Source organism: Streptomyces sp. NPDC048278, assembly GCF_040652195.1.
Lineage (GTDB): Bacteria > Actinomycetota > Actinomycetes > Streptomycetales > Streptomycetaceae > Streptomyces.
Map to the genome: position 1 here is coordinate 282,150 of NZ_JBEZLP010000003.1, position 12,546 is coordinate 294,695.

10 protein-coding genes and 1 tRNA gene are annotated in these 12,546 nt (G+C 70.1%); 7 read left to right on the forward strand and 4 right to left on the reverse strand.

The window, feature by feature from the left end; genetic code table 11:
* Positions 1-8 precede the first annotated feature (8 nt).
* The 4 genes from AB0D74_RS07465 to AB0D74_RS07480 are packed head-to-tail and all read left to right on the forward strand — an operon-like array spanning position 9 to position 4,409.
* On the forward strand, positions 9-941 hold the full coding sequence (locus tag AB0D74_RS07465; RefSeq protein WP_362581501.1) for a branched-chain amino acid ABC transporter permease: 933 nt from the start codon (positions 9-11) through the stop codon (positions 939-941).
* A 5-nt stretch (positions 942-946) separates the two neighbouring features.
* Positions 947-2,788, forward strand: coding sequence for a branched-chain amino acid ABC transporter permease (locus AB0D74_RS07470; protein ID WP_362581503.1), 1,842 nt, complete (start codon positions 947-949; stop codon positions 2,786-2,788).
* Between the two features lie 5 nt (positions 2,789-2,793).
* A complete protein-coding gene (locus AB0D74_RS07475) occupies positions 2,794-3,696 on the forward strand; it encodes an ABC transporter ATP-binding protein (protein ID WP_362581505.1) in 903 nt (300 codons plus the stop codon).
* The gene (locus AB0D74_RS07480; protein ID WP_362581507.1) at positions 3,693-4,409 is read left to right on the forward strand and encodes an ABC transporter ATP-binding protein; all 717 of its coding nucleotides are present in this window, start codon (positions 3,693-3,695) and stop codon (positions 4,407-4,409) included. The genes AB0D74_RS07475 and AB0D74_RS07480 overlap by 4 nt, the downstream gene beginning before the upstream one ends.
* A gap of 114 nt (positions 4,410-4,523) precedes the next feature.
* Here the strand turns inward: AB0D74_RS07480 and AB0D74_RS07485 are convergent, their stop codons facing one another.
* Positions 4,524-5,177: a response regulator gene (locus AB0D74_RS07485; RefSeq protein WP_362581509.1), complete on the reverse strand. Its 654-nt coding sequence runs from the start codon at positions 5,175-5,177 to the stop codon at positions 4,524-4,526.
* 100 nt (positions 5,178-5,277) lie between these two features.
* Between AB0D74_RS07485 and AB0D74_RS07490 the strand changes: the two genes are divergently transcribed.
* A tRNA-Leu gene (locus tag AB0D74_RS07490) sits at positions 5,278-5,352 on the forward strand.
* Positions 5,353-5,440: 88 nt separating this feature from the next.
* Here the strand turns inward: AB0D74_RS07490 and pyk are convergent.
* Positions 5,441-6,877 (reverse strand): pyruvate kinase, encoded by a 1,437-nt coding sequence (gene pyk / locus AB0D74_RS07495; protein WP_362581511.1) that lies wholly within the window; start codon positions 6,875-6,877, stop codon positions 5,441-5,443.
* A gap of 245 nt (positions 6,878-7,122) precedes the next feature.
* On the opposite strand from pyk, the gene AB0D74_RS07500 reads away from it, so the two are divergent.
* Positions 7,123-8,919, forward strand: a complete 1,797-nt coding sequence (locus AB0D74_RS07500; RefSeq protein WP_362581512.1) for a 5'-nucleotidase C-terminal domain-containing protein — start codon at positions 7,123-7,125, stop codon at positions 8,917-8,919.
* Positions 8,920-8,997: 78 nt separating this feature from the next.
* Here the strand turns inward: AB0D74_RS07500 and AB0D74_RS07505 are convergent, their stop codons facing one another.
* Both AB0D74_RS07505 and AB0D74_RS07510 read right to left on the reverse strand, forming a co-directional pair.
* On the reverse strand, positions 8,998-10,404 hold the full coding sequence (locus AB0D74_RS07505) for a SidA/IucD/PvdA family monooxygenase (RefSeq protein ID WP_362581514.1): 1,407 nt from the start codon (positions 10,402-10,404) through the stop codon (positions 8,998-9,000).
* Positions 10,401-11,759, reverse strand: coding sequence for an aminotransferase class V-fold PLP-dependent enzyme (locus AB0D74_RS07510; protein WP_362581516.1), 1,359 nt, complete (start codon positions 11,757-11,759; stop codon positions 10,401-10,403). The genes AB0D74_RS07505 and AB0D74_RS07510 overlap by 4 nt, the downstream gene beginning before the upstream one ends.
* A gap of 218 nt (positions 11,760-11,977) precedes the next feature.
* On the opposite strand from AB0D74_RS07510, the gene AB0D74_RS07515 reads away from it, so the two are divergent.
* Positions 11,978-12,526: a GNAT family N-acetyltransferase gene (locus tag AB0D74_RS07515; protein ID WP_362581518.1), complete on the forward strand. Its 549-nt coding sequence runs from the start codon at positions 11,978-11,980 to the stop codon at positions 12,524-12,526.
* The last annotated feature ends 20 nt before the right edge of the window (positions 12,527-12,546 follow it).

The window sequence follows — 12,546 nt, forward strand, 5'->3', positions numbered from 1 at the left end:
GACATGCGGTGAACGAACTGCCGCAGCAGCTGGTCAACGGCCTGCTACTGGGATCCATGTACGGGCTGGTCGCCATCGGCTACACGATGGTCTATGGCATCGTCCAGCTCATCAACTTCGCCCACGGCGAGATCTTCATGACCGGCGCCTTCGGCGCGCTCACGGTCTACGCGTACGTACTGCCGAGCGGCACCTCGATGTGGATAGCTCTCCCCCTGATGCTGGTGGGCGCCATCATCGTCGCCGTCCTGGTAGCCGTCGGAGCGGAACGGTTCGCCTACCGGCCGCTGCGCACCGCCCCGCGTCTCGCCCCCCTCATCACCGCCATCGGCCTCTCGCTGGCCCTGCAGCAGGCGGTGTGGGCCTGGTACCCCGAGGCCAAGTCCGCCCGTACCTTCCCCACCATCCCGGGCGGCCCCTTCAACATCGGCAACGTCACGATCCAGACCGGTGACATCTTCCTGGTGGTCGTGGCCCCGCTCAGCATGGCCTTCCTCGCCTACTTCGTGATGCGCACCCGCACCGGCCGCGGCATGCAGGCCACCGCCCAGGATCCGGACACCGCGAAGCTGATGGGCGTCAACACCGACCGCATCATCGTGATCGCGTTCGCCCTCGGTGCCTCCTTCGCCGCCGTCGGCGGTGTCGCCTACGGCCTCAAGTACGGCCAGATCGACTTCAAGATGGGCTTCCTGCTCGGGCTGAAGGCCTTCACCGCGGCCGTCCTCGGCGGCATCGGCAACATCTACGGTGCCATGCTCGGCGGCCTCGTCCTCGGTGTCGCCGAGGCCCTGTCGACCGCCTACATCTCGGACATCCCCGGGATGAGCCAGTTCGGCAGCCAGTCCTGGGCCGACGTCTGGGCGTTCGTACTCCTCATCCTCGTACTGCTGTTCAGGCCCCAGGGCCTGCTCGGCGAACGCGTCGCGGACAGGGCGTGACACCGATGACCACTGAGACCACCGCATCCGAGACCCCCGAGACCCCCGAGACCGCGAGCGCCCCGGCGCCCGCCGCGTCCGGTCTGATCGGACTGCCGGCCCCGATCGGCCGGGCCCTCGCCACCGGCGGCGGCGTCCTCGCCATCGTCTCCACGTTCATGTCGTGGACCTGGACCTCCGACTTCCCCGGTGACCTCACCGTCTACGGCTACCCGGGCGGCCTTCAGGTCCTGGTGCTGATCGGCGGCATCCTCACCACGTTGTTCGGCCTCGCCTCCTACGGCGTGAAGGGCCTGGGCGCGCTGACCCCGGGCAGCGCCGACAGCGCGCTGAAGATGGCCGCGCTCGGCACCTTCGGCACCGCCTGGTACACCGTGATCGCCATCAGCGTGAAACTCGGCGGCCTGGTGAACCTGGACCCGGGCGGCTACGTCGTCGCGATCGCGACCCTGGCCTCCGTGGTCGGCGCGCTCGCCCTGCCGTTCGCGCGGCCGGAGCCGGACCCGGTCGACCCGGACGACACCGGCTGGGAGCTGTTCAAGCACAACTCCCGGCAGAACTGGAACACCTTCCGCGCGGCCTTCGCCGCCAGGACCCCGGCCCCCGCGGCCCCGTTGCCGTCCTGGGCCGAGATCCTCGTCATCGTCGCGGCCATGGCCGTGGGCCTGATCGTCTTCAGCTACGGCATCGGCACGTCGTACGACCAGTTGTTCATCGGCTTCCTGATCACCGCCGGCTTCGGTTTCGCCTCCCTCTCCAAGGCCGGGATCGTGGCCCGGGTCTCGGCGATCACCGGGAAGCACCGCAACATCACCATGACCGGCGCCTTTCTCGCCGCCGCGGCGTTCCCGTTCACCCAGTCCAACGACCAGTACGCGACGATCGGCGTCTACATCCTGATCTTCGCGACCGTCGCGCTCGGCCTGAACATCGTCGTCGGCCTCGCCGGCCTCCTCGACCTCGGATACGTCGCCTTCCTCGGTGTCGGCGCCTACACCGCGGCCCTGGTCTCCGGCTCGCCGTCCTCACCGCTGCACGTGCAGTGGCCGTTCTGGGCGTCGGCGCTGCTCGGCGCGGTGGTCGCCATGATCTTCGGTGTCGTCATCGGCGCCCCGACCCTGCGACTGCGCGGCGACTACCTGGCCATCGTCACCCTCGGCTTCGGAGAAATCTTCCGGATCACCGTCCTCAACCTGGACGGCACCTCGGGCCCGGACGTCACCAACGGCTCCAACGGCATCTCCTCGATCCCGAACCTGGACATCCTCGGTTTCGACTTCGGTGCCGAGCACCAGATCCTCGGTTCCACCATCGGGCGGTTCGCCAACTACCTGCTGTTGATGCTGATCATCACGTTCATCGTGGTCATCGTCTTCCGGCGCAGCAGCGACTCCCGTATCGGCCGCGCCTGGGTCGCCATCCGCGAGGACGAGACCGCCGCGCTCGCCATGGGCATCAACGGCTTCCGGGTCAAGCTCATCGCCTTCGCCCTGGGCGCCTGCCTCGCGGGACTGTCCGGCTCGGTGCAGGCGCACGTCACCTACACGGTGACCCCGGAGCAGTACCAGTTCGCCTACGTGGTGCCGCCCAACTCGGCGTTCCTGCTGGCCGCGGTGGTCCTCGGCGGCATGGGCACCATCTCCGGCCCGCTGGTCGGCGCGTCCCTGCTGTACCTGATCCCGGCCAAGCTCCAGTTCCTCGGCGACTACCAGCTCTTCGCCTTCGGCGTCACGCTCATCCTGCTGATGCGCTTCCGTCCTGAGGGCCTGATCCCCAACCGGCGCCGCCAGCTCGAGTTCCACGAAGAGGCCGAAGCGCCCGCCGTCCTCACCAAGGCAGGGGCCTGACCACGATGACCACGGAAACAACCGTCCAGGACGCCGCCCCCGGCGAGGTCGTGCTCGACGCACGCGGTGTGACCATGCGCTTCGGCGGTCTCACCGCCGTACGCAACGTTGACTTCACCGTCAGGAGCGGCGAGATCGTCGGCCTGATCGGCCCGAACGGCGCCGGCAAGACCACCTTCTTCAACTGCCTCACTGGCCTCTACATCCCCACCGAGGGCGAGGTCCGCTACAAGGGCGAGGTCCTGCCGCCGAAGTCGTTCAAGGTGACGGCGGCCGGTATCGCGCGTACCTTCCAGAACATCCGGCTGTTCGCCAACATGACGGTCCTGGAGAACGTGCTGGTCGGCCGTCACACCCGCACCAAGGAGGGCCTCTGGTCCGCCCTCCTGCGCGGCCCCGGCTTCCACCGCGCGGAGAAGGCCTCCCGGGAACGCGCCATGGAGCTCCTGGAGTTCGTCGGCCTGGAGAAGAAGGCCGAGCACCTGGCCCGCAACCTCCCCTACGGCGAGCAGCGCAAGCTGGAGATCGCGCGGGCGCTGGCCAGCGAGCCGGGTCTGCTGCTGCTCGACGAGCCGACGGCCGGCATGAACCCGCAGGAGACCCGCACCACCGAGGAACTGGTCTTCGCGATCCGCGACAAGGGCATCGCCGTGCTCGTCATCGAGCACGACATGCGCTTCATCTTCAACCTCTGCGACCGTGTCGCCGTCCTGGTACAGGGCGAGAAACTCGTCGAGGGCGACAGCGCGACCGTGCAGGGCGACGAGCGGGTCGTCGCCGCATACCTGGGCGAGCCGTTCGAGAACGCACCCGGCGACGAGGAGGTCGCCGAGGTCGAGGCGGCGGAAGCGGCAGCCGACGCCGAGAACCCGACCGACGCCGTGCCCGGCAAGGAGACCGACCGATGACCGCACTGCTCGAAGTAGAGGACCTGCGGGTCGCCTACGGCAAGATCGAGGCCGTCAAGGGCATCTCCTTCAAGGTCGAGGCCGGCGAGGTCGTCACCCTGATCGGCACCAACGGCGCCGGCAAGACGACGACCCTGCGCACGCTGTCCGGGCTGCTCAAGCCGGTCGGCGGGCAGATCCGGTTCAACGGCAGGTCGCTGAAGAAGATTCCGGCCCACCAGGTGGTGTCGCTGGGCCTCGCCCACTCCCCCGAGGGGCGGCACATCTTCCCGCGCATGACCATCGAGGACAACCTGCGCCTCGGGGCGTTCCTGCGCAACGACAAGCCGGGCATCGAGAAGGACATCCAGCGGGCCTACGACCTCTTCCCGATCCTGGGCGAGCGGCGCAAGCAGGCCGCGGGCACCCTGTCGGGCGGTGAGCAGCAGATGCTGGCGATGGGGCGGGCGCTGATGTCCCAGCCGAAGCTGCTGATGCTGGACGAGCCGTCGATGGGGCTGTCGCCGATCATGATGCAGAAGATCATGGCGACGATCGTGGAGCTGAAGTCGCAGGGGACGACGATTCTGCTGGTCGAGCAGAACGCGCAGGCGGCGCTGTCGCTGGCCGACCAGGGGCATGTGATGGAGGTCGGCAACATCGTGCTGTCGGGCAGCGGACAGGACCTGCTGCACGACGAGTCGGTTCGCAAGGCCTACTTGGGCGAGGACTAGGTAGGCAGTCGGTCGTCCGCGGGACGGTGGGGGCTGGTCGCGCAGTTCCCCGCGCCCCTAAAAACGTAGGCCCGCGCCTGTTTCTCCGGGGCGCGGGCCTACGCACGCATCGCGTCAGCCCTTGCCGGACTTCTTCTCGTCGCTGTCCGCGATGACGGCCTCGGCGACCTGCTGCATCGACATGCGGCGGTCCATCGACGTCTTCTGGATCCAGCGGAACGCGGCCGGCTCGGTCAGGCCGTACTCGGTCTGGAGGACGGACTTCGCGCGGTCGACGAGCTTGCGGGTCTCCAGGCGCTGGGAGAGGTCGGCGACCTCGGCCTCCAGCTGCTTCAGCTCGCTGAACCGGGAGACGGCCATCTCGATCGCCGGGACCACGTCGCTCTTGCTGAACGGCTTGACCAGGTACGCCATCGCGCCGGCGTCGCGGGCCCGCTCGACCAGGTCGCGCTGCGAGAAGGCGGTGAGCATCAGGACCGGGGCGATGGACTCCTCGGCGATCTTCTCGGCCGCCGAGATGCCGTCCAGCTTGGGCATCTTGACGTCGAGGATGACCAGGTCGGGGCGGTGCTCGCGGGCCAGCTCGACGGCCTTCTCGCCGTCCCCGGCCTCACCGACGACCGTGTAGCCCTCCTCCTCCAGCATCTCCTTGAGGTCGAGCCGGATCAGGGCCTCGTCCTCGGCGATGACGACACGGGTCGTCAGCGGAGGCACATGCGACTTGTCGTCGGGTGCGTCGACTGGCTGGGGCGACTCGGCGGCGGTCACGGGGGCTCCTCGTTCAGGGCAGGGGTACTGCTGACAAGAGCCTACCTAGCTACGGTATGGTGGACGCGCGGAGGGTCGGGGTTCACCTTTGATTCTTCGAGCCCCGGTAGCCCAATTGGCAGCAGGCAACGGATTCAAAACCCGTACAGTGTCGGTTCGAGTCCGACCCGGGGCACTTTTCCTTGGATTCCAAGGTCGCGTAATTCCGTGGCCGATCGCGTGGTCGAAGGGCCCCTCCGCCGGCCGGAGGGGCCCTTCGCGCGTCACTTGGGGCTGTCGTCCTCACCGATGTGGTGGACCCGGACCATGTTGGTGGAGCCGGAGACGCCGGGCGGGGAGCCCGCCGTGATGACGACGACGTCGCCCTTCCGGCAGCGTCCGTACTTCAGCAGCAGCTCGTCGACCTGGTCGACCATCTTGTCCGTCGAGTCGACGTGCGGACCGAGGAAGGTCTCGACGCCCCAGGTGAGGTTGAGCTGGGAGCGGGTGGCCGGTTCCGGGGTGAAGGCGAGCAGCGGGATCGGCGAGCGGTAGCGGGAGAGCCGGCGGACGGTGTCTCCCGACTGGGTGAACGCGACCAGGAACTTCGCGCCCAGGAAGTCGCCCATCTCGGCGGCGGCCCGGGCGACCGCACCGCCCTGGGTGCGGGGCTTGTTGCTCTCGGTCAGCTCCGGCAGGCCCTTGGCAAGGATGTCCTCCTCGGCCGCCTCGACGATCTTCGCCATGGTGCGCACGGTCTCGATCGGGTACTTGCCGACGCTGGTCTCGCCGGAGAGCATCACCGCGTCCGTGCCGTCGATGACCGCGTTGGCGACGTCGGAGGCCTCGGCGCGGGTGGGGCGCGAGTTCTCGATCATCGAGTCGAGCATCTGGGTGGCGACGATGACCGGCTTGGCGTTGCGCTTGGCCAGCTTGACGGCGCGCTTCTGGACGATCGGCACCTGCTCCAGCGGCATCTCCACGCCGAGGTCGCCGCGGGCGACCATGATGCCGTCGAAGGCGGCCACGATGGAGTCGATGTTCTCGACGGCCTGCGGCTTCTCGACCTTGGCGATCACCGGGAGGCGGTGGCCCTCCTCGTCCATGATGCGGTGGACGTCCTCGATGTCCCGGCCGCTGCGCACGAAGGAGAGGGCGATGACGTCGAAGCCGGTGCGCAGCGCCCAGCGCAGGTCGGCCTCGTCCTTCTCGGAGAGCGCGGGCACGGAGACGGCGACGCCGGGGAGGTTGAGGCCCTTGTGGTCGGAGACCATGCCGCCCTCGACGACCGTGGTGTGCACCCGGGGGCCGTCGACGTGGGTGACCTCCAGGCAGACCTTGCCGTCGTCCACGAGGACGCGCTCACCGGGGGTGACGTCGCCCGCCAGGCCCGTGTACGTCGTCCCGCACTGGTGCCGGTCGCCCTCGGCGCCCTCCTCCACCGTGATGACGAAGGTGTCACCGCGTTCGAGGAGTACGGGGCCTTCGGTGAAGCGGCCGAGCCGGATCTTCGGGCCTTGAAGGTCGGCGAGCATCCCGACGCTGCGACCGGTCTCGTCGGAGGCCTTGCGGACGCGCTGGTAGCGCTCCTCGTGCTCGGCGTAGCTGCCGTGGCTGAGGTTGAATCGGGCGACGTCCATGCCGGCCTCGACCAGGGCCTTGATCTGGTCGTACGAGTCGGTGGCGGGCCCCAGAGTACAAACGATCTTTGCTCGGCGCATGTCTTCGAGCCTAGGCCTTACCGGCGGGTAGAGAATTGGTCGCACATGACGACCCAACAACCTTTGCGTGAAGGCCTATTGACAAGTGTTGAATTGTGCGGCACCCCGCTCCTATGAGCATCTCGCACTTGTTGAATGCGGCATGCTCAGGTCACCAGATCGAAACCTCCCGGGCCTGTTGTCGGCGGTCGTGCACAGGACAGAATCTACGCGCGTCGTTGACCAAATCCCGAGGAGATGCAGACATGCCCTTGAACCGCCGGAAGTTCCTGGAGAATTCGGCCGCGACCGGAGCGGGGGTGGCGGTCGCCGGCGCGGCGGCGGCCCCGGCGCAGGCGTCGGGCAGGCCCGCCCGGCACCCGAGGCGGTACTCCCTCACCGTCATGGGCACCACCGACCTGCACGGGCACGTCTTCAACTGGGACTACTTCAAGGACGCGGAGTACTCCGACAAGGCCGGCAACGCGATGGGCCTGGCGCGCATCTCGACCCTGGTCGAGCAGGTGCGCAAGGCGAAGGGCCGCCGCAACACCCTGCTGCTCGACGCCGGGGACACCATCCAGGGCACCCCGCTGACGTACTACTACGCCAAGGTCGACCCGATCACCGCCAAGGGCGGACCGGTGCACCCGATGGCGCAGGCCATGAACGCGATCGGGTACGACGCGGCGGCGCTCGGCAACCACGAGTTCAACTACGGCATCGAGACCCTGCGCACGTTCGAGGACCAGCTGGACTTCCCGCTGCTCGGCGCCAACGCGGTCGACGCGAAGACCCTGCGGCCGGCCTTCCCGCCGTACCTCATCAAGAAGTTCCACGTCCCGGGCGCCCCGCCGGTGAAGGTCGCCGTCCTCGGCCTGACCAACCCGGGCATCGCGATCTGGGACAAGGCCTACGTCCAGGGCAAGCTGGCCTTCCCGGGGCTTGAGGAGCAGGCCGCGAAGTGGGTGCCGAAGCTGAAGGCGATGGGCGCCGACGTGGTCGTGGTCTCGGCCCACTCCGGTTCCTCGGGCACCTCCTCCTACGGCGACCAGGTGCCGTACGTGGAGAACGCGGCGGCGAACGTGGCCCGGCAGGTGCCGGGCATCGACGCGATCCTGGTCGGGCACGCGCACGTGGAGATCCCGGAGCTGAAGGTCGTCAACGAGGCCACCGGCAGGACCGTCGTCCTCTCCGAGCCGCTGTGCTACGCCGAGCGCCTCTCGCTCTTCGACATCGAGCTGGTGTTCGACAAGGGCGCGTGGGAGGTCGAGTCGGTCGCGGCCTCGCTGCTGAACTCCAGCACGGTCGCCGACGACCCGAGGATCACCCGGCTCCTGAAGGACGAGCACGCCGAGGTCGTCGCGTACGTCAACCAGGTCGTCGGCACCGCCACCGAGGCCCTCACCACGGTCGACGCCCGCTACCGGGACGCCCCGATCATCGACCTGATCACCAAGGTCCAGGAGGACGTGGTCAAGGCGGCCCTCGCGGGCACCGAGTACGCGTCGCTGCCGGTGCTCGCACAGGCCTCGCCGTTCTCGCGGACCTCCGAGATCCCGGCCGGCAAGGTGACCATCCGGGACCTGTCGAGCCTGTACGTGTACGACAACACGCTGGTCGCCAAGGTGATGACGGGCGCGCAGATCCGGGCGTACCTGGAGTACTCGGCGGAGTATTTCGTCCGGACGGCCGCCGACGTCACCGTCGACGTGGAGAAGCTGACGAACGCCGGCAACCGCCCGGACTACAACTACGACTACGTTTCGGGCCTGACGTACGAGATCGACGTCGCACAGGCGGCCGGGTCCCGGATCAAGAACCTTGCCTACGACGGTGCCGCCCTCGACGACGCCCGGCAGTTCGTGCTCGCGGTGAACAACTACCGCGCCAACGGCGGCGGTGCGTTCCCGCATGTCGCCTCGGCCAAGGAGCTGTGGTCGGAGTCGACGGAGATCCGCACCAGGATCGCGGAGTGGGTGACCGCCAAGGGCGTCCTCGACCCGAAGGACTTCGCGTCGGTGGACTGGAAGCTGACCCGCGACGGCACACCGATGTTCTGACGGAGTTCCTGAGGGGGCCTCGAGGGGGTCTCTGGCGGAGTCGAGGGGGCGCCGGTCCGGGGGCCGGCGCCCCGCCGCTCAGTCGACCAGCGGCGTGAGCTGCCTCGGCTGCTGCTGTGCCGGGACCCGCTCCTCCGGCCGCTCCAGGCCGAAGCTGGTGAAGGCGGTGCGCGCGGGCAGCGGGTAGGGGTCCTTGCCCGTCAGGGAGTTGAGGATGGTGGCGCTGCGCCAGGCGGCCAGGCCGAGGTCCGGGGCGCCGACGCCGTGGCTGTGGAGTTCGGCGTTCTGGACGTAGGCCGCTCCGGTCACCGACGGGTCGAGGACGAGCCGGAACCGCTCGTCCACGCGCGGGCGTTCGCTGTTGTCCCGGCGCAGGTAGGGGTCGAGCCCGGCGAGCAGGCGGCCGAGGGGGCGTTCGCGGTAGCCGGTGGCCAGGACGACGGCGTCGGTGGTGAGCCGGGAGCGGTTGCCCTGCTGGACGTGTTCGAGGTGGAGCTCGACCTTGGTGGTGGCGACACGCCCGGCGGTGCGGACCTGGACGCCCGGGGTCAGGACCGCCTCGGGCCAGCCGCCGTGCAGCGTACGGCGGTACAGCTCGTCGTGGATGGCGGCGATGGTGTCGGCGTCGATGCCCTTGTGCAGCTGCCACTGGGCGGAGACGAGCCGGTCCCGGACGGGCTCGGCGAGGGCGTGGAAGTAGCGGGTGTAGTCGGGGGTGAAGTGCTCCAGGCCGAGCTTGGAGTACTCCATGGGCGCGAACGCCTCGCCGCGCCCGATCCAGTGCAGCTTCTCGCGGCCGGCGGGCCGGTTGCGCAGCAGGTCGAGGAAGACCTCGGCGCCGGACTGCCCCGAGCCCACGACGGTGACGTGCTCGGCGGCGAGGAAGGCCGCGCGGTGGTCGAGGTAGTCGGCCGCGTGGATGACCGGGACGCCCGGGGACTCCACGAGCGGCCTGAGCGGGTCCGGCACGTAGGGGACGGTCCCGACCCCGAGCACGACGTTCCTCGTGTACGTACGGCCGAGCGACTCGGCCTCGCCCTCGGCGTCGAGCCGGGTGAAGTCGACCTCGAACAGGTCGCGTTCGGAGTTCCAGCGGACGCCGTCGACCTGGTGGGAGAAGCAGAGTCCGGGCAGGCTCTCGGCGACCCAGCGGCAGTAGGCGTCGTACTCGGCGCGCCGGATGTGGAAGCGCTCGGCGAAATAGAAGGGGAAGAGCCGGTCGCGGGCCTTGAGGTAGTTGAGGAACGACCAGGGGTTCGCGGGGTCGGCGAGGGTCACCAGGTCGGCGAGGAACGGGACCTGGATGGTGGCGCCGTCGATCAGCAGCCCGGCGTGCCAGTCGAAGGCGGGACGCTGCTCGTAGAAGACGGCGTCGAGTTCGGCGAGCGGCTGGGCAAGTGCGGCGAGGGAGAGGTTGAACGGTCCGATGCCGACGCCGACCAGGTCTCGGGGTGCTTCGGGCTCGTGGCGTGGGGGGGTAGTCATCTGGGGGTGGTTCCTTCTACGAGTTTCAGGAGGAGGGCCAGGTCGTCCGGCCGGGTGTGGGGGTTGAGGAGGGTGGCCTTGAGCCAGAGCCGGCCGTCGAGCCGGGCCCGGCCGAGTACCGCCCGGCCGTCGTGCAGCAGCCTGCGCCGTACGTCGGCGACGTCGTCGTCGGTGGCTCCGGTGGGGCGGAACAGCACGGTGCTGATGTTCGGCCGGTCGTAGAGCTCGAAGGCGGGGTGCTCGCGGACCAGGGCGGCGAACTCCCGGGCGCGGGCGCACACCTGGTCGACCAGCGTGCCGAGTCCGGTGCGGCCCAGGGTCTTCAGGGTGACCGCGATCTTGAGGACGTCGGGGCGCCGGGTGGTGCGCAGCGAGCGGCCGAGCAGGTCGGGGTAGCCGGCCTCGGTGTCGTCGTCGGCGTTGAGGTAGTCGGCGTGGTGGTGGAGGACGCCGAGCTCGGCCGGGCGGGCGACGGCGAGGAGGCCGGCGGCGACCGGCTGCCAGCCCAGTTTGTGCAGGTCGAGGGTGACGGTGTGGGCGCGCTCCAGACCGGCGAGCTTGTCCCGGTGCCGGTCGCTGAAGGCGAGGCCGCCCCCGTAGGCGGCGTCGACGTGCAGCCGGGCGCCGTGGGCGGCGCAGAGCCCGGCGATCTCGGCGAGCGGGTCGATGAGTCCGGCGTCGGTGGTGCCGGCCGTGGCGGCGACCAGCAGCGGCCGGGGCAGCTGGGTGAGGGCGGCGTGCAGGGCGGCCGGGTCGAGGGTGCCGTTCGGGGCGGGGACCACGACGGGGTCGGGCAGGCCGAGCAGCCAGGCGGCGCGGGGCAGCGAGTGGTGTGCGTTGGCCCCGCAGACCAGCCGGAGGCCGCCGCCGAGGGCCTCGCGGGCCAGCAGCAGGGCAAGTTGGTTGGACTCGGTGCCGCCGGTGGTGACCACCGCGTCGGAGAGGCCGATGGTGTGCGCGAGGGTGCGGGTGACCAGGGCTTCCAGGGCGGCTGCGGCCGGGGCCTGGTCCCAGGAGTCCAGGGACGGGTTGAGGGCGCTCGCGGCGAGGTCGGCGGCGGTGGCGACGGCCAGCGGCGGGCAGTGCAGATGCGCGGCGCACAGCGGGTCGGCGGGGTCGGCGGCGCCCTCGGCGAGGGCGGTCACCAGGGTGCGCAGGGCGTCGGGGTCGCCGTCGTCCGGGAGCAGGTCCCCCACGGCGTCCGCGACCCGCTCGGCCACCGCCTCGGGTCCGCCCGCGGGCAGCGGTCCGCCGCGCGCCCGGCCGCCCGCGCGCAGCGCGTCGAGCACGGTGTCCAGCAGGGGCCGCAGGGCGTCGGGGCCCTGGGGTCCGGATGCGAGAGGCGGCGTGCTCATGGGCTCTCCTCGGTGCGCCGGCCGAAAGGGGTTGTCCGCTGGGGGAGTTCCAGTTTGTAGGGGATTGGGTCTGCGCGCCCCCAAAGTTCAACGATCGAAACCCGAAAGTGGGTACTGCCGTGCGGGGAAAACCTGTCGGGGCGGTGCGCCCCGGGCGCGTCGGAGCAAGCGGTGAAAGGGCGTTGAGAGCGGGGCTGACCGGGGTTAACGTCGGTCGCGTGGTTGACGCGTGGATGATCGACGTGCCCGGTGAGCGGGTGCTGGTGCGGGAACCGCGGCCCGCGGACGAGGCGCCGCTCCTCGACCTCTTCGAGGCCTGCGAGGACTGGTTCGTGGCGGCGACCGGGCTGCCGTCGGGACCGGGCGACGTGCAGAGCCTGTTCTACGGGCTGCCCGAGGGCGCCGACCCCGCCGGCAAGGTGCTGCTGGTGCTGGAGCGGGACGGGGTCGTCTCGGGCCTGGTGGACGCGGTGCGCGACCATCCGGTGCCCGGCGCGGTCGCCGTGGGGCTGTTCCTGCTGGCCCCCTGGGCGCGCGGCCGGGGCCTCGGCCGGGCGCTGGCCGAGTCGCTGCTCGCGCACGCCGAGGGGCTCTCCCTGGTGACGGCGTCGGTGCCGCCGGGCTGGCGCCCCGGGGAGTGCTTCCTGGAACACCTGGGCTTCGCGCTGGGCGCGCCGGCGCCCGGGACGGCCGAGGTGGGCAACCGGCGGGCGGGACCGCGCGAGGGCGGGGTGCGCCGGGCGGAACTGCGGCTGACCACGGGCTGACGGTCAGGTCAGGAGCCGGC